General features: G+C 65.2%; 20 protein-coding genes and 1 pseudogene. 5 read left to right on the top strand and 16 right to left on the bottom strand.

Annotated features, from left to right (window positions below):
• Positions 1-26: 26 nt before the first annotated feature.
• The gene (locus FHS82_RS08130; RefSeq protein WP_166950749.1) at positions 27-335 is read right to left on the bottom strand and encodes a DUF3572 domain-containing protein; all 309 of its coding nucleotides are present in this window, start codon (positions 333-335) and stop codon (positions 27-29) included.
• Positions 336-712: 377 nt separating this feature from the next.
• Here FHS82_RS08130 and FHS82_RS08125 point away from each other — a divergent pair, with 377 nt between their 5' ends.
• Both FHS82_RS08125 and FHS82_RS08120 read left to right on the top strand, forming a co-directional pair.
• The gene (locus FHS82_RS08125; protein WP_166950747.1) at positions 713-1084 is read left to right on the top strand and encodes a response regulator; all 372 of its coding nucleotides are present in this window, start codon (positions 713-715) and stop codon (positions 1082-1084) included.
• Between the two features lie 392 nt (positions 1085-1476).
• The gene (locus tag FHS82_RS08120) at positions 1477-1920 is read left to right on the top strand and encodes an HIT family protein (protein ID WP_166950745.1); all 444 of its coding nucleotides are present in this window, start codon (positions 1477-1479) and stop codon (positions 1918-1920) included.
• A gap of 27 nt (positions 1921-1947) precedes the next feature.
• On the opposite strand, the gene FHS82_RS08115 is transcribed toward FHS82_RS08120, so the two are convergent.
• Positions 1948-3063 (bottom strand): pyridoxal phosphate-dependent aminotransferase, encoded by a 1116-nt coding sequence (locus tag FHS82_RS08115; protein WP_246225225.1) that lies wholly within the window; start codon positions 3061-3063, stop codon positions 1948-1950.
• Between the two features lie 310 nt (positions 3064-3373).
• Here FHS82_RS08115 and mazG point away from each other — a divergent pair, with 310 nt between their 5' ends.
• Positions 3374-4213 carry a nucleoside triphosphate pyrophosphohydrolase gene (gene mazG / locus FHS82_RS08110; RefSeq protein ID WP_166950741.1) on the top strand — a complete coding sequence of 280 codons (840 nt, stop codon included), beginning with the start codon at positions 3374-3376 and terminating at the stop codon, positions 4211-4213.
• A 65-nt stretch (positions 4214-4278) separates the two neighbouring features.
• Here the strand turns inward: mazG and hflX are convergent, their stop codons facing one another.
• The 5 genes from hflX to FHS82_RS08085 all read right to left on the bottom strand — a co-directional run bounded on the left by hflX (position 4279) and on the right by FHS82_RS08085 (position 11375).
• A complete protein-coding gene (gene hflX, locus FHS82_RS08105; protein WP_166950738.1) occupies positions 4279-5643 on the bottom strand; it encodes a GTPase HflX in 1365 nt (454 codons plus the stop codon).
• A 51-nt stretch (positions 5644-5694) separates the two neighbouring features.
• Positions 5695-5949, bottom strand: coding sequence for an RNA chaperone Hfq (gene hfq, locus FHS82_RS08100; protein ID WP_166950736.1), 255 nt, complete (start codon positions 5947-5949; stop codon positions 5695-5697).
• A gap of 221 nt (positions 5950-6170) precedes the next feature.
• A protein-coding gene (prfB, locus tag FHS82_RS08095) for a peptide chain release factor 2 (protein WP_166950734.1) occupies positions 6171-7299 on the bottom strand; the annotation gives its coding sequence in 2 pieces (ribosomal slippage) (positions 6171-7229 and positions 7231-7299; 1128 coding nt in all).
• A gap of 102 nt (positions 7300-7401) precedes the next feature.
• Entirely contained in the window at positions 7402-9825 is a 2424-nt protein-coding gene (locus tag FHS82_RS08090) for a penicillin-binding protein 1A (protein WP_166950732.1), read from the bottom strand.
• 194 nt (positions 9826-10019) lie between these two features.
• Entirely contained in the window at positions 10020-11375 is a 1356-nt protein-coding gene (locus FHS82_RS08085) for an N-acetylmuramoyl-L-alanine amidase (RefSeq protein ID WP_166950730.1), read from the bottom strand.
• Between the two features lie 1010 nt (positions 11376-12385).
• Here FHS82_RS08085 and FHS82_RS08080 point away from each other — a divergent pair.
• Complete coding sequence (locus FHS82_RS08080; RefSeq protein ID WP_166950728.1) at positions 12386-14899, top strand: ribonuclease E/G; 2514 nt, start codon at positions 12386-12388, stop codon at positions 14897-14899.
• A 298-nt stretch (positions 14900-15197) separates the two neighbouring features.
• On the opposite strand, the gene FHS82_RS08075 is transcribed toward FHS82_RS08080, so the two are convergent.
• The 4 genes and pseudogenes from FHS82_RS08075 to FHS82_RS08060 form a co-directional block, all read right to left on the bottom strand.
• Positions 15198-15380 (bottom strand): hypothetical protein, encoded by a 183-nt coding sequence (locus FHS82_RS08075; protein ID WP_166950726.1) that lies wholly within the window; start codon positions 15378-15380, stop codon positions 15198-15200.
• 281 nt (positions 15381-15661) lie between these two features.
• Positions 15662-18020, bottom strand: a pseudogene (gene clpA, locus FHS82_RS08070) (ATP-dependent Clp protease ATP-binding subunit ClpA); the annotation flags it as partial.
• Positions 18021-18050: 30 nt separating this feature from the next.
• Entirely contained in the window at positions 18051-18386 is a 336-nt protein-coding gene (gene clpS / locus FHS82_RS08065) for an ATP-dependent Clp protease adapter ClpS (RefSeq protein WP_246225223.1), read from the bottom strand.
• 461 nt (positions 18387-18847) lie between these two features.
• Positions 18848-19189 carry a phasin family protein gene (locus FHS82_RS08060; protein WP_166950722.1) on the bottom strand — a complete coding sequence of 114 codons (342 nt, stop codon included), beginning with the start codon at positions 19187-19189 and terminating at the stop codon, positions 18848-18850.
• A gap of 374 nt (positions 19190-19563) precedes the next feature.
• On the opposite strand from FHS82_RS08060, the gene FHS82_RS08055 reads away from it, so the two are divergent.
• Entirely contained in the window at positions 19564-21075 is a 1512-nt protein-coding gene (locus FHS82_RS08055) for a D-alanyl-D-alanine carboxypeptidase (RefSeq protein ID WP_428982488.1), read from the top strand.
• 87 nt (positions 21076-21162) lie between these two features.
• Here the strand turns inward: FHS82_RS08055 and FHS82_RS08050 are convergent, their stop codons facing one another.
• The 5 genes from FHS82_RS08050 to FHS82_RS08030 all read right to left on the bottom strand — a co-directional run bounded on the left by FHS82_RS08050 (position 21163) and on the right by FHS82_RS08030 (position 24045).
• Positions 21163-21651 (bottom strand): DnaJ domain-containing protein, encoded by a 489-nt coding sequence (locus FHS82_RS08050; protein ID WP_166950718.1) that lies wholly within the window; start codon positions 21649-21651, stop codon positions 21163-21165.
• Positions 21652-21705: 54 nt separating this feature from the next.
• Positions 21706-22002: a hypothetical protein gene (locus FHS82_RS08045; protein ID WP_166950716.1), complete on the bottom strand. Its 297-nt coding sequence runs from the start codon at positions 22000-22002 to the stop codon at positions 21706-21708.
• 105 nt (positions 22003-22107) lie between these two features.
• Positions 22108-22524, bottom strand: coding sequence for a DUF1489 family protein (locus tag FHS82_RS08040; protein WP_166950714.1), 417 nt, complete (start codon positions 22522-22524; stop codon positions 22108-22110).
• A gap of 25 nt (positions 22525-22549) precedes the next feature.
• Positions 22550-23290, bottom strand: a complete 741-nt coding sequence (gene lipB, locus FHS82_RS08035) for a lipoyl(octanoyl) transferase LipB (RefSeq protein ID WP_166950712.1) — start codon at positions 23288-23290, stop codon at positions 22550-22552.
• Complete coding sequence (locus tag FHS82_RS08030) at positions 23287-24045, bottom strand: SIR2 family NAD-dependent protein deacylase (protein WP_208394147.1); 759 nt, start codon at positions 24043-24045, stop codon at positions 23287-23289. Before FHS82_RS08030 ends, lipB begins: the two co-directional genes overlap by 4 nt.
• Positions 24046-24262 lie beyond the last annotated feature (217 nt).

The raw sequence follows: 24262 nt of genomic DNA, 5'->3' as shown, positions 1-24262 counted from the left end.
TAAACGGGGACGCAGCCGCAGGCCGCTCAGAGGGAGCCGGCTGAAGGCCCGGCCAGCCGCGCCTGCGCCTGCGCCACGGCCTCGGGTGCAATGCCGACATTGGCCGCGAAGGCGACCAGCAGGGTTTCGTCATTGGCGAGATAATCGAGCACCGCCGTGAGGAAACCGGGGTTCGACGCCGCGCCGCGAATCGTCTCCGGCCCAAGCCCGGTAATCGCGAGAAAGCGGCCAAGCCTCTCCGGCTCGCCGGCCAGAAACGCAAGCGCCGAGATGGCGAGCGCCTCGGGATCCTGCTGGGCGCCGGCACCTGAGCGCGCGGAGATCGAACGGGACATGATGGAATTCCGCCTTTCATCAATGGGTTGTCGCCGTGCCGCGCGCCCGGGCGGGCAATGCGTCGGTGAGCGATCCGGTTACATCAAGCATAAGGCATGGAATCGGGAAACGGATACCGTTTTCCGATTCCATTTGATGCATGAACCGAAGAGACAGGCCGGACGGCAATTCGACAGCCGGGCCCCTGCCGCTCCGTCGTGCGGCCGCGCCTTCCCCGCCAGCGCCGAATCGCCGGTGGACGGCGCTGTTTCAGGCGCTGCGCGCTGCGCTTTTCTATTGGAAGAATCGGAAAACACGTCGAATATGCGACTATGCCGCGTGTTCTGGTGTTGTGAATCCGCCAGTGCGTACCGGCAGAATGGGGCGAGGTTGGGGCATGACCAGCACGGTGCTGATCGTCGAGGATAACGAGTTGAACATGAAGCTCTTCGGCGATCTGCTGGAGGCGCATGGCTATGCCACGCTCAAGGCCACGAACGGCCGCGAGGCCATGGAACTCGCGCGCGATCACAAGCCCGATCTCATCATCATGGACATCCAGCTGCCGGAAGTTTCCGGTATCGAGGTCACGCAATGGTTGAAGGCCGATGCGGAATTGCGCGCGATTCCCGTCATCGCCGTCACCGCCTTCGCCATGAAGGGCGACGAGGAGCGAATCCGCGCCAGTGGCTGCGAGGCCTATCTGTCGAAACCGATTTCGGTAGCGAAGTTTTTGGAAACGGTCCGCACCTACAGTCCGGCACCCTGATTCTCCTGCGTTTCCCGCGGTTCTGTCCATGGGCCGGCAAAGTTCTGCAGCTTAAAGATTTACACCTGATCCAGATCGTTTATAAGTAAGGCGTCAGTTTACCCTACGGAGTGCTCAGGTCCGCCGCATCTCCTGGGTCCGTGGGGTTGCTGGCCGGCGAGCGGCGTGTGCGGTTTCCGCCGCCGCTCCCGGCCAGCCTCTCTCCCTTTTCCGCCATCACGGTCCGCGCCCCGCGAGGGGCGAAAACGCGGTTTGCCCGTTGACGTTTGCGCGCCAAGTTGCGATGCCCAAGTTGCGATGCCTTTGCATCGCAACATTCAGCATCGGAAATGTTGCAATGCCCCCGCATCGCGGCGCTTCCGCATCGAAATCGTCACAAGGGTGAGCGCGCCATGACCGTTTACGATCCCGACAACGTCTTCGCGAAGATCCTGCGCGGGGAGATTCCGGCCGCCAAGGTCTATGAGGATAACGACATCCTCGTCTTCATGGATGTGATGCCGCAGGGCGAGGGCCATACGCTCGTCGTCCCCAAGGCGCCGTCGCGCAACCTTCTCGACGCCGATCCGGAAACGGTCGCGGTGCTGTTCAAGGCGGTGCAGCGGGTCGCCCGCGCAGCCCGCGCGGCCTTCAGCGCCGACGGCGTTTTCGTCAGCCAGTTCAACGAGACGGCGAGCGGACAGACGGTCTTCCACCTCCATGTCCACATCATTCCCCGTTTCGAGGGCGTGCCGCTGCAGCGCCACGCATCAGGCGCGTTCGCCGACGCGGCGGTGCTGGCGGAGCACGCAGGCCGCATTCGCGCCGCGCTCGACGCCGACACGCAGGGGGCATGAGGCCCGTCGGCTCGTGGCGCGTCGGCTCTATGCGTTCGCGGTGACGAAACTGTAGAGCCGCGACACGGCCTCCCGGCAGTCCGCCTGCGAGCCGGCATAGGACAGCCGGATGAAGCGGCCGCCGTTGTCGGGGTCGAAATCGAGGCCGGGCGTTACCGCGACGCCCGCCTTCCGCAGGATTGCCCGGCTCAGCGTGAGCGAATCGTCGGTCAGATGACTGACGTCGATGTACAGGTAAAACGCGCCATCGGCGGCCGGCCCCTTGCCGAGACCCATCTTCGGCAACTCGTTGAGGAACAGGTCGCGGTTGGCGGCATAGCCGGCCTTGATTGCCTCAAGCTCGTCTATGGCATCAAAGGCAGCTTCCGCCGCGACCTGGGACAAGTATGGCGGCGAGATGTAGAGGTTCTGCGCCAGCCGCTCCACACCGCGCACCAGCCGCTCCGGCAGCACGAGCCAGCCGATGCGCCATCCCGTCATGCAGTAGTATTTCGAGAACGAATTGACGATCACGGCCTCGTCGTCGAAGGCGAGCGCCGTCTCGGCCGCGACGCCGTACGTCAGCCCGTGATAGATTTCATCGGAAACGAACCAGAGGCCGAGCCGCCGGCACGCGCCCGCAAGCGCGGCGAGCGTTTCCCGTTTCATTGTGACGCCCGAGGGATTGGCCGGGCTCATGGCGAGCACGCCCGCTAGCGGCGCTTCTGCATGCAGGCGCTCGACCGCCGCGCCGGTGATCGTCCAGCCGTTGGCGTCGTCGAGCGGCACCGGCACGGCCTCGATCCCCAGCGCGGCGAAGATGTTGCGATAGGCGGGATAGCCGGGCGCCGACACCGCAACACGCGCGCCGGGCTCGAACAGCGCGAGGAAGGCCAGCACGAAGCCCGCCGATGACCCGGTGGTGACGACGATGCGCGCGGGATCGACCGTGACGCCGTAAGTGTCCCTATAGTGCCTGCCGATGCGTTCCCTCAGCGCACCCCGCCCCAGCGCCTCCGTGTAGCTCACCCTGTCGCCGTCGAGCGCCCGTTTCGCCGCGTCACGGATGCGGCGCGGCGTCGGTGCGGAGGGTTCGCCGAGTTCCATATGGATAACGCTGCCGCCCGCCCGCTCGATCGCGCCCGCGGCCGACAGCACATCCATCGCGAGAAAGGACGCGACGCGGGCAAGCCGCGACGCCGCCCGCCGTTCCGTCGCGGCGGGTGCGACTCGTCCCGCGGGAGACGTCGGAGAAGTATCGTCAGGCATATCGGGTCATCCCCCTGACAGGAGGCTCCTTTAGACTTAGCCACTGTTAGTTGGCCAATGCTAGGCTTTGCCAATGTTCTCCGGTCTAGCGACACTGGCCGGGAATCAACTGTGCATGGCTTGCAGAAGACCACATGGCGACATGGAATGCCATCTTGCCATGGGGTGAGACTCGCCTTCACATGAGGCTTTCGAGGATCGAACGATGACGCCATCGCGTGATATAGCCCGCCTGCTGGAGATCATGGCCGCCCTGCGCACGCCTGGCACGGGCTGCCCGTGGGATCTCGAACAGGATTTCGCGACCATTGCCCCCTACACCATCGAGGAAGCCTACGAAGTGGCCGACGCCATCGCGCGCGGCGATTTCGACGACCTGCGCGAGGAGCTGGGCGACCTGCTGCTCCAGGTCGTCTTCCACGCCCGCATGGCGGAGGAACGGGGTGACTTCGCTTTCGGCGACGTGGTGCAGGCCATTACCGAAAAACTCATCCGCCGCCATCCCCATGTCTTCGGCGATGCGCGCGATCTGACGCCGGATCAGGTCAAGGTCCTGTGGGGAAACATCAAGGCCGCCGAAAAGAACGCACGCGCCCCGCGCAGCGGCGGCAGTCAGCTGGATGAAAGCCTGCTCGACGGCGTGCCCGCCAACATGCCCGCCCTGATGCGCGCCGAAAAGCTGCAACGCAAGGCCGCCCGCGTCGGCTTCGACTGGACGGACACCGCCGACGTGATCGCCAAGGTGCGCGAGGAACTCGCCGAGGTGGAGGAAGCCATCGCGCAGGATGAGGCCGCACCGCGCGGCCGCACTGCGGTGGCGGAGGAGATCGGCGATCTGCTGTTCGCCGTCGCCAACCTCGCCCGGCATCTGGGCATAGATCCGGAGGCAGCCGCGCGCGCCACCAACGAAAAGTTTATGTCACGCTTCAAATATATCGAAAAACACATTGATAAATATGGAAAAACGATATCCGAAGCAACACTCGGCGAAATGGAGGAACTGTGGCAGGAGGCGAAGGTCTCATCGCCATCCGCCGCCTCCTGAGAGCGTTCGCGCGCGGGATACCGTTCGTGTGTTATACTAAGGAATGCCGATAACAGACTACCATATCAGCGTATTTGCCGGGCACCACGGAAGCGGTTGAGCAGGCGCGGCTCCTTCTCCGGTGCGACGCGCACCACGATGGACAAGCGGCCGTTATCGTCCGTGCGCCGCTCCAGCACCTCGGTTTCCTCGTGAAGCCAGTTCGCGAGGCCGGCGTCCTCCGGTTCCAGGCTGACGAGAAAGACGCCGCGGCCACGCGCGATCCGGTCCTCGATGGTGGCGAGCAGCCGGTCGAGCCCCTCACCCGTCAACGCGGAGACCAGCACCGGGCGCTGGTCCGCCGGGCGCCCTTCCGCCACGTTGAGCAGGCGCTCGCGCTCTCCCTCGTCGAGCAGGTCGGCCTTGTTCCACACCTCTATGATGCGCGCACCGCCGTCCGGGTCGATCCCGAGTTCGCGCAGGATGGCGTTGACGTCCGCCGCCTGCGACAGTGTGTCGGTATGGGAAACGTCGCGCACGTGCAGCAGCACGTCCGCCTCGATGACGTCCTCCAGCGTGGCGCGGAAGGCGGCGACCAGCATGGTCGGCAGGTCGGAGATGAAGCCGACCGTATCCGAGAGAATCGCCTTGCCGCCATGGGGCAGCGTGACCGACCGCGCCGTGGGATCGAGGGTGGCGAACAGCATGTCCTCCGCCATCACCTCGGCGGCTGACAGCCGGTTGAACAGCGACGACTTGCCCGCATTCGTATAGCCGACGAGCGCAACAACCGGATACGGCACCCGCCTGCGGCTGGCGCGGTGCAGGGAGCGCGTGCGCTTCACCGCTTCGAGGTCCTGCTCGATGCGCGTCATGCGCTCCTGGATGATGCGCCGGTCCGCCTCGATCTGCGTTTCACCGGGGCCGCCTAGGAAGCCGAAGCCGCCCCGCTGGCGCTCAAGGTGGGTCCACGAGCGCACGAGGCGGCTCTTCTGGTAGGAAAGATGCGCGAGTTCAACCTGCAGCGTGCCCTCGCGGGTGTGGGCCCGGCTGCCGAAGATTTCGAGAATCAGGCCCGTCCTGTCGATGACCTTGACGCCCCACGCCCGTTCGAGGTTACGCTGCTGCACAGGCGAAAGCGCGCAATCCATCACCACGAGGCCGACATCGTCGTCCTTCACCGCTTGCGCGATCTCCTCCACGCGCCCCTTGCCCAGATAGGTCGCCGGGCGGACAGCGTCGAGGCCGACAACGATCGGCCGCACCACTTCTAGATCGATGGCGCGGGCAAGCCCGACCGCCTCATCGATTCGCGCCTGTGGATCGCGTACCGCAGCGAACTCGTCGGGCGTAGCGGGCACTGCTGCCGGCTTCGGTTTGCGGGTGCTATACGCGCCGACGACGAACGTGCGCGTGCCGCCGGCCGTAGGCCGCTGCTCGGTCAATGACATCGACAAAGAATACCGGAACGGCCGTTCACCCGGCCAGGACGACTGAGAAACTTATGCTCTCTCGCCAAGCTCTTCCGCCTGTTCGAACAATTGCACCGGCTGGCCGGGCATGATGGTGGAGATCGCATGCTTGTAGACGAGCTGCGAATGACCGTCCCTGCGCAGCAGAACACAGAAGTTGTCGAACCAAGTGACGACACCCTGCAGCTTCACGCCGTTGATGAGGAAGATCGTGAGCGGAACCTTGTTCTTACGGACGTGATTAAGGAAGGTGTCCTGAAGGTTTTGCGTGCGTTCGCCCGCCATTTTGTTGAGCCCTCGTGAGCCGATCGCCCGCTTTCCGGCAGGCGATATTGTTGTTGTTATTACCCGCCGCCCCGAGTGAAGCCGGAAGCGTGAAATACGAGTCTGTCTTCAATGTTGCATCACAACATGAAATGCGCAAGCGTCAACGTCGCCGGGGAGCGACATGGCAGACCGTCATCCCCCGAATACGTTGGCTTGGCGCCGGGCATTAGCCCGGCCCGTCAGTCGATGTCCTCCACATCCCCGCCGCCGCCGTAGACGCGCTGCGCCAGCGCGGCTTCGAGGAAGGAATCGATGTCGCCGTCAAGAATATCGGACGGCGTGCCGGACGTCACGCCCGTGCGCAGGTCCTTGACGAGCTGGTAGGGTTGCAGCACGTAGGAACGGAGCTGATGGCCCCAGCCGATATCCGTCTTGCTGGCCGCTTCCGCGCTCGCCTTTTCCTCGCGCTTCTGCAACTCCAGCTCGTAGAGGCGCGCGCGCAGCATGTTCCATGCCGTGGCGCGGTTCTTGTGCTGGGACCGCTCGGCCTGGCACGACACGACGATGCCGGTGGGAATGTGCGTGATACGCACGGCGGAGTCGGTCTTGTTGATGTGCTGGCCGCCCGCGCCGGAGGCGCGGAACGTATCCACGCGGCAGTCCGATTCCTTGATGTCCACCTGGATACGGTCGTCGACAACCGGGTAGACCCAGACCGAGGCGAAGCTCGTATGCCTGCGGGCGTTCGAGTCGAAGGGCGAGATGCGCACCAGCCGGTGCACGCCCGATTCGGTCTTCAGCCAGCCATAGGCGTTGTGGCCCTTGATCTGCAGGGTCGCGGACTTGATTCCCGCCTCCTCGCCGTCGGTGACTTCGAGCATCTCGACCTTGAAGCCCCGCCGGTCCGCCCAGCGCGAGTACATGCGCATGAGCATCAGCGCCCAGTCCTGGCTCTCGGTGCCGCCCGCGCCGGAGTGCACTTCGAGGAAGGTGTCGTTCTGATCCGCCTCGCCCGAAAGCAGCGTTTCCACCTGACGGCGCGCCGCGTTGGCCGCAAGGGCGCGGATGGTTTCCTCGCCCTCCGTCACGATCTCCTGATCGCCTTCCGCCTCGCCGAGTTCGATAAGGTCGATGGCGTCGGCAAGGTCACGCTCGATGCGCAGCACGGTCGCCACCGCCTCGTCGAGGTCGGTGCGCTCGCGCATGATCTTCTGCGCCTTTTCCGCATCGTCCCACAGGTCGGGGGTTTCGGCCAGCGCGTTCAGTTCGGCAAGGCGTTTCTGTGCGACATCCCAGTCAAAGATGCCTCCTCAGCAGTCCCACGGACTGCTTGACGTTCTCGATGAGGTTTTCGATCTCTGCGCGCATGGCTTCCTGATAACGGCAAACGAACTGTCTGAAGAGAATGCAAACACGGGACATAGCCGTCCCGTGGTGCAATGTAAATGGTGGCTTGTAAATGCGACGGCGTCAGTAGAGGCCGCCCGCGGCAAACCCGCCGGCCGGCGGTGCGGCCTGCGGCGGCGGAGCGGACGCTGCCGGCGCCTTCTGCGCGTTGCTGGAAACAACCGTGTCGGGCGGCGAGGTACCGGGCTTGAACGCCTCCAGGATGACGCCGTTGCCGCTGCCGGAAGTCCGCCTGCCAGTGGCCGCGTCAACGCGGATCAGCTTGATGCCCGCCGGCACGCGGAACGGCGTCGCAGGCTTGTCCTCCAGCGCGATCTTCATGAAGTCGCGGAACATCGGCGCGGCGTAGGTTGCCGCCTGCGCCTTGGCGCCGAGCGAGCGCGGACGGTCGTAACCCATGTAAACGCCCACTGCGAGATCGGGCGAAAAGCCGACGAACCACACGTCCTTGGCGTCGTTCGTCGTGCCGGTCTTGCCGGCGAGCGGCTTGCCGACCTCGGCGACGAGGCGCCCGGTCCCGCGCTCCACGACGCCCTCCAGCATCGAGACGATCTGGTAGGCGGTGAGCGGGTCGAGCACCTGCTCGCTGTTGTCGACGAGCGCGGGTTCGGCCTGGCCGTGCCAGCGGTCGGCGGCGCAGGTATCGCAGGTGCGCTGGTCGTGGCGGAACAGCGTCTTGCCCCAGCGGTCCTGAATACGGTCGATCAGCGTCGGGCGGATATGGCGGCCGCCGTTGACGAACATGGCATAGGCCGCCGTCAGACGCAGCACCGTCGTCTCACCCGCGCCGAGCGACATCGACAGCATCGCCGGCATGTCGTCCATGATGCCGAAGCGCTTGGTGTACTCGATGATCAGCGGCATGCCAATATCGCGCGCCAGACGCACGGTCATGAGATTCTTCGAGCGTTCGAGGCCGTATCGCAGCGTGCGCGGGCCGGCGAAGCGCTTCTCGTAGTTTTCCGGACGCCAGATGCCGATGCCCGGCCCCTGATCGATCTCGATGGGACCGTCGACCACGATGCTCGACGGCGTATAGCCATTGTCGATTGCCGTCGCATAGACGAAGGGCTTGTAGGCCGAGCCCGGCTGCCGAAGTGCCTGGATGGCGCGGTTGAACTCGCTCTGGTCGAAGGAGAAGCCGCCGACCATGGCGAAAACGCGCCCTGTCGCCGGGTCCAGCGCCACGATGGCGCCGGAAATCTCCGGCAGTTGCCGCAAGCGGTAGCTGTTCTGCCGCCCGGCGATGGGCTCGACATAAACGAGATCCCCCACCGACAGCACCTGCCCGAGGCGCCGGCGCGTCCAGCGCACGCCCTCGGCCGTGATCACGCCCGTGCGCCGCTCGGAATCCACCCGCCCGCCCGGATCAACCCCAGGCTGCAGCCCGATGCGCGCGTTCTGGCTGTCGACGGCAAGCACCACGGCGAGTTCCCACGGCCTGACGTCCCCGAGCCGGGGCTTCCTGGCGAGCGCCTCGCCCCAGTCCCCGTCAAGGTCGATCCTGTCGTCCGCACCGCGCCAGCCGCGCACCTCGTCATAGCGCACGAGCCCGTCCGTCAGCACCTTGCGGGCGGTAGCCTGCAACTTGGGATCGAGCGTGGTACGCACCGACAGGCCGCCCTCGTAGAGTTCCTTCTCACCGTAGCGTTCGGCAAGCTGACGGCGGACCTCCTCCGCGAAATAACCCGCGACGTACGTATTGGGCGAGAGCGCACGCGGCGTCGGCTTGAGGAGCGTCGCCTTGGCGGCAGCCGCGTCGGCGGCGGTGATGTAGCCGTTCTCGGCCATCCGGTCGAGCACCCAGTTGCGGCGATCGACGGCCGCCTGGTTGCGCGTGTAGGGGTTGTAATTGTTCGGCCCCTTGGGCAGCGCGGCGAGATAGGCGACTTCCGGCAGCGTGAGTTCGTTGACGGACTTGTTGAAATAGTTCAGCGCGGCGGCGGCAATACCGTAGTTGCCCATGCCGAGATATATCTCGTTGAGATAAAGCTCGAGGATCCTGTCCTTCGAGTAGACGCTCTCCATGCGCTGGGCGACCAGTATCTCGCGAATCTTGCGGTCGTAGCTGCGCTCGCTGCTCAACAGGAAGTTCTTCGCCACCTGCTGGGTTATGGTGGAAGCGCCTTGCGGGCGCCCTCCGCTGCGCAGGTTCGAGACGAACGCGCGCACGATGCCTTCCGGATCGACACCAGCGTGCTTGTAGAAGCTCTTGTCCTCAGCCGAAAGGAAGGCGTCGATCAGCAGCTTCGGCGTCGCGGAAATGGGCAGGTACAGCCGGCGCTCGCGCGAGTACTCGGCGAGCAGACTGCCGTCCCCCGCGTGCACGCGCGTCGTGACGGGCGGCTGGTAGTTGGCCAGTTGCGAATAGTCGGGCAGGTCCTGGGAGTACTTCCAGATGAAAAAGCCGACGACCGCCGCGCCGCCCACGAACAGCAGCGCGAGGGCGGCAAACGCAAACCCGACGAACCGAAGCAGAAATCTCATATGTAAGGCCTGTCGCCCAAATCAGGAAAACGATCCTGGAAAACCGCACCACCACCGTCCGGCCATAGCCGGAAACACACGTTGTCTTTAATATATGCCTTTATCATGAAGATGCAGTTCAGGAAAACACCCGTTCCGGGGCATTTGAAGGTTATGTGTCTTTACGGCATCGACGGCAGGTGCCCCGGACGCGCTCAGCCCTTGTCCCGCCCCTGTTCGGCGATGCGCCGGGCGAAGAAGCGGTCGATGGCCGAGACCAGCGCGCTGACCGTCTTTTCCTGCCAGGCGTCGGAGGTGAGCAACGCCACGTCCTGCTCGCTCGACAGATAGCCGAGTTCCAGCAGGACCGAAGGCACATCAGGCGCTTTCAGCACATGGAAACCCGCCGACCGCTGCGGATTGCGGTTGAGACGCACCTGCGCGCGCAGCGTCTCGATCGTACGCTCGGCGAAGATGTGGGAGAGTGTCTGCGTCTCGCGCCGGGTCAGTTCGGCGAGAATGCCGACGACGTCGTCGGCCTCCTCCGCAACCTCGACGCCAGCGATCTGGTCGGCGAGGTTTTCCTTCGCCGCGAGTTGCGCCGATTCAGCGTCCGTCGGAATGCTGGAGCTGGTGTAGACGGTCGCCCCACGCACGCTGTCGTTACCGCCGCCGCCGAGCGAATCAGCGTGGACGGAGATGAACAGGTCCGCTCCGGCCTCACGTGCGATCCGCACGCGCCCGCGCAGCGAGACGAAGCTGTCGTCGCTGCGGGTGAGCTGCACGCGGTAGCGCCCGCCCGTGCGGATCTTGTCCTGCAGGCGTTGCGCGAAGGCCAGCACAAGATCCTTTTCCTGAACGCCCTTGCGGATGGCGCCGGGATCGACGCCACCGTGCCCGGGATCGATCATGATGAGGGGGCGATCGTCGCGCCGATCGGCCGACGCATCCGCCCCGGCCGACGCACGCGCGGCCGCCGCGCGCGCGTTCTCCGCCGCCGAGAGAGCCGCCGCCGCCTCGACCATCGGCTGCATCGCCGCGCGGCTGTAGGCGGCACGGTCCGCGCGGGACAATTCGATGGTAAGCGTCGCTCCCTTGGCAACCGGCTCGCTGACGACCTGCGTCACCAGCGCCGGCTCCTTGAGATCGATCACGATGCGCGAACGCCCCTGCGCGAACAGCCCGTAGCGGAAGGATGCCACGAGACCCGCAGCCTTCATGCGTCCGTCGGCGTGCGAATCACCCGGCATGCTGAACGCGACCTGCGGCAGGTCGATGATGACGCGGTCCGGCCGCTCCAGCAGGAACGCCCGCGCCTCCACGGGCGCAGACAGGGTCAGCACGATCCGCGATTTCTCCCGGTTTCCCGAGAGGTCAATGGCGACTGCCCGGATCACCTCGCCGGACGGCCGATCCTGCGCGCCGGCTGCGCCGACGGAGAGGCCCGCCGGCACGAACAGCGCAAGCGCGAGAAGGCAGGCGCGAAGCGCGTGCAGGCAGAACGCGCCAACGCCGGGTGTGCACGGGCGAGACTTGCACGCCGGGATGTCAATGCCGTGCCGGGATTCCATACGCTGCCGCTCTTCACGTTAGCTGCTGTTCGGGCCATTCGCTTTCGACAGCATAATGGGAGGATGGTTAATCTCTTTTTACCGCACCGCAATCAACATTTCGTGTGACGCATGTCACACCCGGCAGCAATACGCATCCCGCCGATGCATGACACGGATGCCGAACATAATTGACCCATGTCACGCATAACGCTTGCCAAATGGCAATTCCGTTCTGTAATGAAGATGATCCGGTTTCGGCATCGTCATGCGTCGTTCCCCCCATAGGGCGAACGCAGCGACAGCTAGCACCCTCGCCTGCCCGCCCCGCCAACGTGGTGGCCCATGCGCGAAAATTCTTGTGCGGCCGTCGTTTGACGACCGTCGTGGCCTGGATCAGCGGAGCCCGTGATTCGTCGCATGGGCGCGAGAGGTTTTGCCTCGTCGCGCCGTGCCGCGGTCCTCGCCGGCCGACGGGTGCGATCCGTCAATGCCCGGCGTCAATCCCGGCGCTCCATCGCGTCGCCTCGCGGCAGCGGCCGTTGTCCCGATCGTATAGCGGCGGGGGCGGACGCTGCCTGAAAAGGTTGTATTGGATATTGTCCGCTGCCGGGTTTCCCGGGCGGGCGCACGTTTTTGGAACAGGCTTTGATCGACAGGCTTGAGATTGCACCGCGGAACCTGTGTCGCCGGCATGCGGGCTGCACGGTTTTTTCTGCGGCACAGCCGTCGTCGATGTCCCTGCCGCCTCGCCCGTCGATCGTGCGTCCCCAAGCCGGTCCCGTGCGGGTTTTCCGCGCCGCCCATTCTTTCGCTGAAGGCATGGACCGTGCCGGTCAACCGGGTTTCGGGCGATTTCCCCGCTCCATCATTCCTATTCGCCCTGCGCGCCGGCGTTGTTCCGGCGCTTCTGCGCTCCAGCGACATGCAACCCGTGGAACGCGGCCGGCCTTCTGGCGTGGCTGCGTCTCCGGCGGTCCGCCGACGGCCGTTGCTGCGTTCGGCTGCGGGCGCCCTTTCGAGAGTTCAACATGGCTAACAAGATGCTTATCGATGCCTCGCACCCGGAGGAAACCCGGGTTGTCGTGGTCCGTGGAAACAAGGTAGAAGAGTTCGATTTCGAGTCCGCCAATCGTAAACAGCTGCGCGGCAATATTTATCTCGCCAAGGTCACCCGTGTGGAGCCTTCGCTTCAGGCTGCGTTCGTTGAATACGGCGGCAACAGGCACGGGTTCCTCGCCTTCAGCGAAATCCATCCCGACTATTACCAGATTCCGGTTGCCGACCGTCAGGCGCTGCTCGACGAGGAGGCTCGCGCCGAGCGCGACCTCGACCGCGACGACGAGCGCTCCGGGGGCCGCAGCCGCCGCGGTGGGGCGAAACACGCCGACGAGGGCGCCTCCGTCACCGCCGACGACGAGAACGGCGGTCGGGACGAGGGCGACGCCGAGACGGACGGCAATAACGACAACAACGGCAACGGTGACGAAGACCACGTCGAGCACGTCGGCGGTGCTTCCGACGCGCTGGAGGAGGTGTCGGACCGCCGCCAGCGTCCGCTGCGCCGTCAATACAAGATCCAGGAGGTCATCAAGCGCCGCCAGGTGCTGCTGATCCAGGTCGTGAAGGAGGAGCGCGGCAACAAGGGCGCGGCGCTGACGACCTACCTGTCGCTTGCCGGCCGCTACTCCGTGCTGATGCCCAACACCGCGCGCGGCGGCGGCATCTCCCGCAAGATCACAAATATCCCGGACCGCAAGCGCCTCAAGGCCATCGCGCAGGAACTTGAGGTGCCGGACGGCATGGGCGTAATCGTGCGCACGGCCGGCGCCGCGCGCACCAAGGCCGAGATCCGGCGCGATTTCGAGTATCTGCTGCGCCTGTGGGAGAGCGTGCGCGAGTTGACGCTGCGGTCGAGCGCGCCCGCGCTGGTCTACGAGGAGGGTTCGCTGATCAAGCGCGCCATCCGCGACCTTTACAACAAGGACATCGACGAAATTCTGGTGGCCGGGGACGACGGCTATCGCGAGGCCAAGGACTTCATGCGCATGCTCATGCCGAGCCATGCGAAGGCCGTGCAGCCGTACAAGGACATCCAGCCGCTGTTCGCCCGCCACGGCGTCGAGGGTCAGCTCGATGCCATGTTCTCCAGCCAGGTGACACTGAAATCCGGCGGCTACATCGTCATCAACCCGACCGAGGCGCTCGTCTCGATCGACGTCAACTCCGGTCGTTCGACGCGCGAGCACAACATCGAGGACACCGCGTATCGCACCAATCTGGAGGCGGCGGAGGAAGTTGCCCGCCAGTTGCGCCTGCGTGACCTTGCCGGGCTCATCGTCATCGACTTCATCGACATGGAGGACAGGCGCAACGTCCGCAATGTCGAGAAGAAGCTCAAGGACTGCCTGAAGAATGACCGGGCGCGCATCCAGGTGGGGCGGATTTCCGCCTTCGGCCTGCTGGAGATGTCGCGCCAGCGCATCCGCACGGGCGTGCTGGAAAGCTCGTCGGTGCCCTGCCCCCACTGCGCCGGCACCGGTTTCGTGCGCGCGACGCCCTCCATCGCGCTGCATATCCTGCGCGCCATCGAAGAAGCGCTGATCAAGAACGCCGGCTACGACATCGAGGTACGGACACGCACCGAGGTCGCGCTCTACGTGCTCAACCAGAAGCGCCTCCACCTGCGCGAGTTTGAGACCCGCTTCGGCGTGGCCATCTCGATTCTGGCCGACGACGTCAACTTCACCGGCGTCAACTACTACGCGCTGGAGCGCGGCGAGGCGGTCATCCGCCCCGAGCCGCAGGGCGAGCCCGCTGCGGTGCAGGCGCGTCCGGTGGCCGAGCCCGCCGGCCGGTGGAGCGAAGCGGTCGAGAGCCCGCATGAGGAGCCGGAGGTGTCCGACAGCGATGCGGATATCCCCCCCGGCGAGAACGAGAGCGATGGTGACGACGAGGCAGAAGCGGCCGACGAGAAGCTGAAGCAGGACGCTTCCGGGGCCGAGGGCGAAGCCGGAAACCGGCGTCGGCGCCGTCGGCGCCGCCGGCGTGGCGGACGCGGCGGCGAGGAAGGCGGACAGACTGCTGGCGGGGCCGAGCAGGATACGTCCGCGCAGGACGATTCCTTCGCGGAGGATGAGGACGATGCGGAGGCCGATGAGGCGGTCGCGCAGATAGAGCCGCTGGCGGAAGAAGTTCCGGCTGAGGCGCTCCGCGTCGAAGATGAGGAGACGATTGCTGCCCCGGCCCTTCCGGTGCCGTCTGCCGAGACGGAGACGGAAGCCGAGACGACGGTTGATGCAACGGCCGGCGAAGCAGAGGACGTGGAAGGCGACGAGCCCGCGTCGCCTGAGGAAGCGCCGTTTCCGCAGCATGAGGCGGATGACGCCGCGCCCGTCCCTGCGCCTGCTGTCGAGGGCAACGGTCACGACCCGGCTGAGTCTGTTACGCCGGAAACGGAAGCCGACGCGGCGGAAGCTTCGGAGGCAGCGCCGTCCGATGACGACACAAGGCCGAAACGGTCGGGCTGGTGGTCGCGGCGGTAAGCGCGCAGCTTGCCGAAACAGAAATCCCGACAGGCGATTGCCTGTCGGGACGATTGCAGGTTTACACCGCCATACGGCTCGACAGCCGCCGCGCGAACTGCCCCGGCGCACTGCCAGATGCCAGCGCCATATCCCGCGCCGCCATGTTACATTATCGATATCTGTCGCCTGTTACGCGATCCCGCGGGCATGCCCGACAGAAATGCCTCGCGGCGAGGCACGATCTGCTCCCGTACTTACGGAAGTTATAGGGTCATGCGGTTCGAGAACGTGTGAACGGCGGCATTTGCCCGCACGCTCACCGCTCGCGATCAATGTTCTGAAGAAAGGCCGAAATCGGCTCCTCCAGTTCAGAATATACCTGCTGACCAACGACCCAGCCGATCACGACGATCAACGGCAGGATGACCCATGCGGCGACTTCCTCGAAGTGCCGGCGCCGCCGCGCCCGATCGCGTCTGCGTTCAAACCAGGTCGACATGAAAACTCAACTCCGTGGCAGGGGAACCTTGGGGACGATGCTGACAGGCGTTGATACCTTCGCACCTGCCTTCTTGTCTCCTGCTTTTTTCTCCTCCGCCTCGACAGTCTTGCGGGAGCGGCGCGGCCTGGCGGCGCCGGACTTGGAAGGAGCGTCCGTCCCGGATTTCGGCGTGGAACTGCCGGCGCGCTGACCTTCCACCGCACCCGCGCCATCCTTGTCCGGATCGTCCGGCCCACCATCGTCACCGTCGGGTCCGTCGTCGGCACCGCCGGATTCGTCCGGCTTGCCGCGCTTCCGGCGCGAGCCCGCGACGTCCTTCTCCGGCTGGGGCGTGACCGGGCCCTGCGGATAGTCGAGTGCAAGCGACTTCCTGCCCGTTTCGTCGCTCACCACCACGACACGCACGGCCCCGCCATTCCTGAGCAGGCCGAACAGGACGGCGTCGGCGAGCGGCGTCTTGATCGTCGTCTGGATCAGGCGGCCGAGCGGACGCGCGCCCATGGACTCGTCGTAGCCGTTCTCGACCAGCCAGTCGCGTGCCTCGTCTGTCAGCTCGATGGTGACGTTGCGGTCGGCCAGCTGGGCCTCAAGCTGGATCACGAACTTGTCGACGACCTTGGCGATCACCTCCCTCGGCAGGTGGCCGAAGGAGATCACGGCGTCGAGGCGGTTGCGGAACTCGGGCGTGAACAGCTTCGAAATCGCATCGGTATCGTCACCCTCGCGGCGCGTGCGCGTGAAGCCGAAGGCCTGCTTCGCCAGATCCGCCGCACCGGCGTTCGTCGTCATGATCAGGATCACGTTGCGGAAATCGACCTGCTTGCCGTTATGGTCGGTCAGCTTGCCGTGGTCCATCACCTGCAGCAGGATGTTGTAGAGATCGGGATGCGCCTTCTCGATCTCGTCCAGCAGCAACACGCAATGGGGGTGCTGGTCGACGCCGTCCGTCAGCAGGCCGCCCTGGTCGAAGCCGACATAGCCGGGCGGCGCGCCGATGAGCCGCGAAATGGTGTGCCGCTCCATGTATTCCGACATGTCGAAACGCAGAAGTTCCACACCAAGCGCGTGCGCGAGCTGGCGCGCAACCTCCGTCTTGCCGACGCCGGTGGGGCCGGCGAACAGGTAGCTGCCGATGGGCTTCTCGCCGTCGCGCAGCCCGGCGCGCGCCAGCTTGATCGCCGCCGACAACGCCTCGATGGCCGCATCCTGCCCGTAGACCACCCGCTCCAGCGTTTCCTTCAGATGCGCCAGAACCTCGGCATCGTTCTTCGACACCGTCTTCGGCGGAATCCGCGCCATGGTCGCGATCGTCGCCTCGATCTCCCGGATACCGATAGTCTTCTTGCGCCGGCTTGCCGGCAGCAGCGCCTGGGAGGCGCCGCTCTCGTCGATGACATCGATGGCCTTGTCCGGCAGCTTGCGGTCGTGGATGTAGCGCGCCGAAAGCTCCACAGCAGCCTTGATGGCCTCGTTCGTGTACCGCAGCTTGTGGAAGTCCTCGAAATAGGGCTTCAGACCCTTCACGATCTCGATCGTGTCCGGCACGCTCGGCTCGTTGACGTCGATCTTCTGGAAGCGGCGCACCAGCGCTCTGTCCTTCTCGAAATACTGGCGATATTCCTTGTAGGTCGTCGAGCCGATGCAGCGCAGCGTCCCGGAGGCGAGCGCCGGCTTCAGCAGATTCGATGCATCCATCGCCCCGCCGGATGTAGCGCCCGCGCCGATGACGGTGTGGATTTCGTCGATGAAGACGATGGCGTTCGGGTGCGCCTCGATTTCCTTCATTACCTGCTTCAGGCGCTCCTCGAAGTCGCCGCGGTAGCGCGTGCCGGCGAGCAGCGTGCCCATGTCGAGCGAGAACACCGTCGCGTCCTTCAGCACGTCCGGCACCTCGCCGGTCACGATCTTGCGCGCCAGCCCCTCGGCGATGGCCGTCTTGCCCACGCCGGGGTCGCCGACGAGCAGCGGATTGTTCTTCTGCCGCCTGCACAGCACCTGGATGGTGCGCTGTATTTCGCTGGCGCGGCCGATCAGCGGATCAATGCGGCCTTCCTTCGCCTTCTTGTTGAGGTTTATGCAGTAAGCATCGAGGGCATCGCCCTTTTTCTTGGCGCGAACCTCGGTTTCCTCGTTGCTGGGAGAACTCGTTTCCGCCTCCTCGTCGGCGCCGCGCGGCGGGCGCGATTCCGCGACGCCGGGACGCTTGGCGATGCCGTGGCTGATGTAGTTGACGGCGTCATAGCGCGTCATGTCCTGCTCCTGCAGGAAATACGCGGCGTGGCTCTCGCGCTCGGCGAAAATCGCCACGAGCACGTTGGCGCCGGTCACCTCTTCCCGCCCGGACGATTGGACGTGGATGACCGCGCGCTGAATGACGCGCTGGAAGCCCGCTGTCGGTTTCGAATCCTCACGTCCGGAAACGACCAGATTTGTGAGTTCACCGTCGACATAATCGATGAGATTGCGCCGCAGCGCCTCGATGTCGACGTTGCAGGCCCGCATCACGGCCGCTGCGTCCTGATCGTCCACCAGCGCGAGTAGCAGGTGTTCGAGCGTGGCATATTCATGGCGGCGCTCGTTGGCGAAAGCCAAGGCACGATGCAGGGCCTGTTCAAGGCTGCGGGAGAATGTCGGCAAGGGAAAATCCTTTCTCCGGCTGGGTGGGCCCTATTTCTTCTCCATGACGCATTGGAGAGGATGCTGGTGTTTGCGTGAGAAGTCCATAACCTGAGTCACTTTGGTCTCGGCAACCTCGTAGGTGAAGATGCCGCATTCGCCGACGCCCGTCTGGTGGACGTGCAGCATGATGCGCGTGGCATCTTCTTTGTTCTTGTTGAAAAACCGTTCGAGTACATGTACGACGAACTCCATTGGCGTGTAGTCGTCGTTAAGCAGCAATACGCGATACATGCTCGGCCGCTTCGTGCGGGTCCGGGTGCGCGTCAGCAGCGTGGTCCCCGGCCCTTCGGGAATGGAGACCGTTCGCGACGGCTTGTCCGCCATATGCCACACCGCGCGGCTGTGCCCGTCCGCGGAACGCCCTTTTGTCGCCATGCCGGCAACGCCAGACGCCGCTTTCCGGCAAGCAGTCGGAAATGCGGGCAATATGCCCGGATGTTCTGCTGCCTGGAGCACCCCGCTCGCTCCCGTCGTTCCTGACTGCGTCACTGCCCGATCACATCCCCGGCCGCTGCTGCGGCGCGTCGAATTCCTCACCCTGCACAATCTAATCGCGGTTGCACCTCCACGCCAGTCCCCCATGCAATAATTCAGTCACAAAGCTTTCAGGTCGTCGCTGCCGGGCGGCGAGCAGGAACATCCGCGCCGCCAGAAAGCAAAAAAGCCCGCATCGCCGGGCTTTTTCACATATTACTGAACGCAGGGCACCACACCCGCCCCGACCGCATGCCGCAAAACGGCCTGCGCGGCGGACGGGCGTCAGCCCTTCCCGACCGACGGTATCGTCAGTGCGACTGCGACTGGCTGCGGGCGAAAGCGCCCTCGTAAGGCTTGAAGGCCTCGCGGGTCAGGTCGGTGTAGAGTTCGCCGATGCGGGTGGACTCGGCGACGAAGTTCTCATACGCGGTGCGCGCGTATTCGGTCTGGATTTCGAGAGCCTTGTCGAGCGTCTTCGCGGCAGCGAGCTTCTCAAGCGCGCTCGTGCCTTCCTCGAAGGAACGCTTGGTGTAGTCGGCCAGCTCGGCGGCGATGCCCTGCAGACCCTTGGAGAAGGCGCCGAACGCCTTGAGCGAGCTGTCGATCTGTTCCTTGCCGAACTTCTGAACGTCTTCGTACTGCGCAGCCATCATGTATCTCCTTGAGCGCGGACCGGCGTCCGCCCGGATTTCATTATACATGGGATCGATGCGGGAGAATCGCCCGCACCGGTTCCCTTCCCGACATGCCGTTCCCAAGGCCAAACCGTTACCTGCCCATCTGAGCATATCGAACGCCGCCAATATATGTGCACTGCACAAAAGTTGTCAAGCGTTATTGTGCGGTGCAAAATAAGTTCAGCCGGAACCGTCGTGGAATTAACGGCTCCGTAACCGCGTCCCTTTAGGGTTGTTGACTGTGCCGGCCGGGCGACGCGCTCTCGGGCGTGTAAGCCGGAAGGCACAGAACGGTGAGTGCTGCAAGGTGTGATGAAGGGGCGGCGGCTATGATCTGGGGTTGCGTTGTGGGGAAACGTCATCGCATTCTTGAGATTTCGGGAGCGGCTGGTCTGGCGGCTGCCGTTGTCGTTGGGGCGGCCAGTTCCGCCGATGCTGCGCAGCGCAGGAGCCATGCGCCCGCCTATGCGCCTCCATCTGCGGCGATGGTCGTCGACGTCAAGACTGGCCGGACGCTGTTCGCGGAAAACGAGGACGCCCCGCGCATCCCGGCATCCATAACCAAGGTGATGACGCTCTATCTGCTTTTCGAACAGCTTGAGAGCGGGAATTTCAATCTCGACACTCGCCTGCGGGTCACGAAATACGCCGCCTCCCAGCCGCCGACCAAGCTTGGCGTGAGGGCGGGCAGCACCATCCGTGTCGAGGACGCCATCAAGTCGCTCGTCACGCTCTCCGCGAATGACGTCTCGATGGTCATCGCCGAAAACATCGCCGGGACCGAGGCCGACTTCGCCCGCATGATGACCCAGAAGGCGCGCGCGCTCGGCATGAGCAGGACGACGTTCCGCAATCCGCATGGCCTGCCGGCTAACCCGCCGAACATCACGACCGCCCGCGATCTCACGATCCTCGGACGCGCTATCCAGGACCGCTTCCCCCGCTACTATGCCTATTTCGGCACGCGGACCTTCAACTACGGCAGCCGGTCGATCGGCAATCACAACCGCCTGCTCGGCCGCGTCGAGGGCGTCGACGGCATCAAGACTGGCTATACGCGGGCATCCGGCTTCAACCTGCTGACGTCCCTGCGCACGGACAGCCGTCACGTGGTGGCCACGGTTCTGGGCGGGCGCTCCGGCGCGCAGCGCGATCAACGCATGGAAGTCCTGCTGGCACAGTCCCTGCCGGACGCCTCCACCGGCCGCCGCCGGACGGCGCTCGTCGTCGAGGCACCCAGCGCCCGCAATGTCGAGGCGCCTGTCCGGGTGGCCAGCGCCGAGCCGGTCTATGTGCCGCCGTCCCAGCCCCTTTCCAATACGGTGCCGCTGCAGATCGGCAAGCCGATCGACCTGTCCAACATCCGCCCGGTCGTCGCCTCGGCCTCGGGCGCGACGGTGACGCCCTCTTCCGGCCCCGCCGCGCAATCCTCGACCAGCGGCGCGCTCGCGTATGCGGACGCTCCGGCGCCCGCGCCCCGGCCTGCGGAGGCAACGGTGACGCTCGCTTCCGTCCAACCCGACCGGACGCTGGAAAAAAAGGCGCTGGCCAAGCTCGCCGCCACTCCCGCCGTCGAGGCGCCGGCACAGCCGGCTGCGGCGTCCGCCGCGCGCGCTCCCGGCTGGATCATCCAGCTTGGCGCATCTGCCGACGAGGACAAGGCCCACCATATCCTGCAGCAGGCGAAGAGCAAGTCGCGCGGCCTGCTGGCCAATGCCTCGCCGTTCACCGAAAAGGTCGTGCGCGGCAACGTCACGCTGTTCAGGGCGCGCTTCTCCGGCTTCGACCCCGAAGGCGCGCAGGCCGCATGCAAGACGCTGAAGCGCAGCGGGTTCGACTGCTTCGCGACGCCCGGCTGAGCCTTCGGGCCAAGGTTGCTGCCATAGCGGAAGCGGCGACGTCGCTTCCAGGTTGTCCACCCGATGATCAATCCGAAAGCGGAGCCATCAGCGATGTCGGTTCAACAAGACGTCCTTGGCCTGATTGACCCGCATGGCAAGGTAGTTCGTGCCCCCTTGGTCGGGGTGCAGTTTCTTCATCAGATTCCGGTGGGCTTCGCGAATCTGCGTCTCGGTCGCCCCCGGATGAAGGCCGAGTATCTCAAGAGCCTCCTTTTCGGACATCTCGCCCGGCCGCGTGCGCTCGACCGGCCCCGCGTGCGCGTTTCCCTCAGCGTTTTTTCGCCCAAGGGAAAAGCGGCTGTTCAGATACGCATCTAGGCGGTTTCCCTGCACCAGCCACCAGCCCGCGCCGCCCATGAGCACGGCGAGGTCTATCCGCCCGCGCAGCAGCAGCAGTGCAGCGAAGGCGATGAGGCCCCAGCCGCCGATCTTGCGGACGAGCGCCGCCATCTGCCGGGGATCGGCGTCGGCATAGTTCTTCCCCACCCACCAGAGCAGGCTGACGGCAAGAATTCCTCCAAGAAGGTAGATCATACGCCATACCATCAATGATTGGGAAAACGGGCGTCTTCCGCGTGCCGGTCACCGTCAGCGGGAAGAATATACACCCTCGACCCGCACGGAGCCGGAAAGCGTCACGCTGCTGCCGCCGATCTGGAACGTCTGCCCCGGCGGCCCCGCGCGTTGCGCCGACTGCGGCACCTGCGGCTTGCCAAAGCGCGGATCGCCCGGCTTCAGCGGCCCGCCGCGACAATCGGCGCCAGCGCCGGCTGGTGTTTCACCGCCCACAGCGATGCAGCGCCCGGCATTCCCCGCCGGCTGTGCGAAGGCGCAACCGGCAACCAGCACCAGAAGCACGGGTGCGCCGGTCAACAAGGTCGTCACTCTTTTCAAACGATCCTCCTGCGTTGCCGCCATCATAAAGCATCCGGCGTCCAAGCGAAACGTATGGGCTAAAACGTACGGGCGTGAACGCAACGGGCGCCGGGCTCAGATCAAGCCGAGCGCCGCGAGTTCGCGCTTCATCTCCTCGGGCATGGCGGCGACGGCGCCGGAGCTTTCCTCCAGATCGGGCGGCGCATCCTTCGCTTCAAGATAGCGCCAGCCCTGAAACGCACGATACGGCCGCGGCACCACCGGCACGATCGTGCCGTCCAGCACGAGGCGACAGCGCGATACGCCGTCTTCGCCGCGCATCGGGCGCAACTCCAGCAGCCGCTGTCGACAGGCGATCTGGCCCTTGATCACCCAGTACAGCGATCCGCCGTCGAGCAGTTCGTCGTTCCGTTTCGGTGTCATGCGCGTGGTGTGGCCGCTCTCGCGGCCCTCATGCTGCGCGTTCCAGGCCACGAGTTCGGCGACCGAATCGACGCCCACGCACAGCTTGATGAGATGCAGCCCGCTCATGCGGGCGCTCCCGCTACAAGAACCGTCATGGCTGGAGTCCCGAAACCGTCTCGCCGAAAATATCCTCGAACGCCGCGCGCAGGGCCACGTCGGCGTCGGCGAGCGTGACGGGCAGGCCGAGATCGACCAGGCTGGTGACGCCATGCCCCCGAATGCCGCAAGGCACGATGCCCTGATAATGCGACAGGTCGGGCTCCACGTTGAGGCTGATGCCGTGAAACGTCACCCAGCGGCGCACGCGGATGCCGATGGCGGCGATCTTGTCTTCCGCGCCGTCGCCCATCTCGGGCCGCCTGACCCAGACGCCGACACGGTCTTCCCGCCGCTCCCCGCGCACGTTGAACGCATCGAGCGTCGCGATCAGCCAGCTTTCAAGGCAAGCCACGAAACGGCGCAGATCCGGCGTCTGCGGGCTGGGCGTGCGGCGGTGGAGGTCGAGCATGACATAGGCCACCCGCTGGCCCGGGCCGTGATAGGTGAACTGCCCGCCCCTGCCTGTCCGGAACACGGGGAAGCGCCGGTCGACGAGGTCCTCCGGCTTGGCGGAGGTGCCGGCGGTGTAGAGCGGCGGATGCTCCAGCAGCCACACGCATTCGCCGGCCTTGCCGTCCGCGATGGCCGCGACGCGCGTTTCCATCAGTGCCATCGCCGTCTCGTAAGGCACCGGCGTGTCGGTGACGATCCATTCGACGGGCGACGCGCCGGGCGCGGGCAGCAGCCTGTCCACGAGGTCGCCGCGCGCGACGGGCAAGGACGACGCGGTCATGGCTTCTCCTGCATGCGCTCGCGCACGATCTCATCGATGCGTTCGACGGCGCGCGTCGCCGGCTCGAAGAAGCGCTCGTGCCAGACACGCTCGTCGATCGCGCCCACGACGTTGTCCAGCACGTTCAGGATGCCGAAGACGCCGGTCGCCTCCACGAGCCCGTCGATACTGACCACGGCGCCCGAACTGCCGATGCTGATCACCGTGTCGTTTTCGTCGAGGCTTGCGGCGAGTTCGCCCAGCAGCCGGTAGTTCGGCGCCAGTTCGCCGAAGAAGACCACGTCCGGCTTGATCACGCGCTGCGGATCGCCGGCGGGGTCGAAGCTCGTGTAGCCGATGTCGCGCAATTCCCCGGTGCGCGTGTTGCGCAGGTTGCGCAGGAAGCCGTGCAGATGCACCGTGCTCTCCACCCCGGCGCGTTCGAATAGATCATCGATGTTCTGCGTGATGTTCAGCACCCGGCCAGGAAAGTCCTTTTCCCACGTGGCGACCGCCGCATGGGCGGGGTTGGGCGCCACCTTGCCGAGTTCCGTCCGCCGATGATTGTAAAATGCGTGGACGAGTGCATGATTCTGCCGCCACGTATCGAAATTGGCGACGTCGCGCGGATCGTGCCCGTGCCAGAGCCCGTTGGCGTCCCGAAAGGTCGCGATACCGGACTCGGCGCTGATGCCGGCGCCCGAAAACACCACCAGCCTCGGGAGACGCGGGCCGTCATCGGAATGCTCGCTCATCATGACCTGCTCTTGATACATTGATTCTCCGCCGTCTCCGGCCCGATTCCCGCCGCCGACCGCGTCACCCTACATTTGAACGATTGCAGCCGGACATAAAGCGAAATCCCGCCGGCGCGTAATGGCCCTGTCGAATCAGCCGGCTGATTCCCGCCTTTGCCCGCGCGCCTCGAAATGAAGGCAATTCGTTTTCCCGAAGCGCGTTCGTGACCGTAATATAGGCCCCCGCCGGCCGCGC

The organism is Pseudochelatococcus lubricantis, assembly GCF_011762225.1.
Lineage (GTDB): Bacteria > Pseudomonadota > Alphaproteobacteria > Rhizobiales > Beijerinckiaceae > Pseudochelatococcus > Pseudochelatococcus lubricantis.
The sequence above is the reverse complement of the archived record's forward strand: the minus strand, read 5'-3'. Positions and strand labels throughout refer to the sequence as shown.